The sequence below is a fragment of the Dolichospermum sp. LEGE 00246 genome, assembly GCF_015207865.1.
Lineage (GTDB): Bacteria > Cyanobacteriota > Cyanobacteriia > Cyanobacteriales > Nostocaceae > Dolichospermum > Dolichospermum heterosporum.
Map to the genome: position 1 here is coordinate 1 of NZ_JADEWA010000738.1, position 1413 is coordinate 1413.

Consider the following 1413-nt stretch of genomic DNA (forward strand, 5'->3'; position numbering starts at 1 on the left):
GAGTGGGGGGGGTAGGGGAGAAATCTATCTTTACTCTTTACTCTTGCCTCTTGCCTATTGCCTATTACCTATTGCCTATTAAATTATTTACTGCAATTTAGATCGTGACCATCTTACTTAATTTCTGCAAAATTGCCCACAAATTTAGATATTATTTCTGATTTTATGGATTTTAGCTTAAACAGTAGAAGCCCCACGTCTCAATCCTAGGAGCGTGGGATGAACGCGCGCGAGTGAGGAATTGACCAACAGGCGAAATTGAACGCAGTTTAATCAGGATTGTTGGTCAATGACGAATCAACATTTTCTAATTCTTCTAATTTATGATAAAATTAAATCAAATAGGTATAGTTCAATTAAATGCTGAAAAGCAGCCTAAGTAGGTTGGCGTGAAAAATTGTCATTATGGCAAGGCAAAAGGCAAGAGGCAAGAGTGAAGAGGTTTTGGGCGATTTTACGTTTCTTTACACAGTTTGGTTTTATTGTGTTCACCTACTTAGGAATATGAATTAAATAAAGTGCAAAAGTAGGGTGTGTTAGCGACAGCGTAACGCACCATTTCAGGTTAAGTCAGAATTGCAGGTTATTAAATTTGCGTTCCTTATTTAAATAGAAGCCAGTTTTTTAAACAAAAAAACCGTGGGTCGCACGGTCTTAAAGCTCAGTTAATGTCTTCAAAGAAGAGTTACTGAGAAGTCTACGCTCACCTGTTCGCGCAAGCGTGCCGCAAGGCATAAGGAAGTGTTTGGAGTATGTCACGAGTCTCTGAGTACATAACCTACACCGCGGATAGTTTGAATTAGGCGTTTTTGACCTTCTTCTTCAATTTTGAGTCGGAGGTAACGAATATATACTTCAATGACATTGGACTCACCCATAAAGTCGTAACCCCAAACATTTTCTAAAATCTGTTCACGGGTTAATACTTCACGGGGATGTTCCATTAAGAACTTTAAGAGTTCAAATTCTTTCATGGTTAAGTCAATGACCTTACTGTTGTAAATAGCCCGGCGGGTTCCTATATCCAAAATCAAATCACCAAAGCGTAATTGTTCGGTGGTATCAACATCTGGTTTGAGATAGAGACGAATCAGCTTTAAAAAATCTTCCGAACGGTAAGGTTTGAGGATGTAATCATCAGCACCCGCATCTAAACAAGCTATGCGATCATCTACGGTGTCTCTAGCCATCAAAACCAGTATCGGAGAACGATTACCAATATTTCTGAGATTTTTACATAAAGATAGTCCTGATTCACCGACAAGCATTCGGTCTACAACAATTAAGGATCGTGGATTAAATAACCTGTAATTCTGGTTTAGCGGTGTAATTCCATTGCGGCAAGAATTCATCAAAAACAATCTTCATGTTTGATTTGAAATCAAGAGCCACTTTTCGACCTGTTTGATAGGT

General features: G+C 38.6%; 1 pseudogene. It reads right to left on the reverse strand.

The annotated features are described in order from the left end of the window. Window positions 1–755: 755 nt before the first annotated feature. Window positions 756–1349: pseudogene (gene nblR, locus IQ228_RS26040) on the reverse strand (response regulator transcription factor NblR); the annotation flags it as partial. Window positions 1350–1413: the final 64 nt, after the last annotated feature.